The 271-nt window shown below is 44.3% G+C and carries 1 protein-coding gene; it reads left to right on the plus strand.

Annotated elements, in window-relative coordinates; genetic code table 11:
• Positions 1-219, plus strand: a 219-nt coding sequence (locus SAZ04_RS22100; protein WP_332699749.1) for a zinc ribbon domain-containing protein, incomplete at its 5' end; no start/stop codon positions are given.
• Positions 220-271 lie beyond the last annotated feature (52 nt).

Below are 271 nucleotides of genomic sequence, written 5' to 3' on the forward strand. Positions count from 1 at the left end.
TGGTACGGAAAAACAGTCATCGAGGTAAGCAAAACCTTCCCTAGTTCTCAACTTTGTTCGTGCTGCGGATACAAAAACAAAGATGTTAAAGAACGAGGGGTAAGAGAATGGGAATGTCCCGCTTGCAAGACATTCCATGACCGCGATAGTAACGCTGGATTAAATCTTAGAAATGAAGCTGTAAGGCTTCTAACCGTAAGGACTACGGGGATAGCCTAATCGATAACTGGTGGTTATGCTGGTGTTCTTAGGAATCCCCCACTTCAATCAG

The sequence above is a fragment of the Halalkalibacter lacteus genome (assembly GCF_036663595.1).
In the GTDB taxonomy this organism is placed as follows: Bacteria; Bacillota; Bacilli; order Bacillales; family Bacillaceae_D; genus Halalkalibacter; species Halalkalibacter lacteus.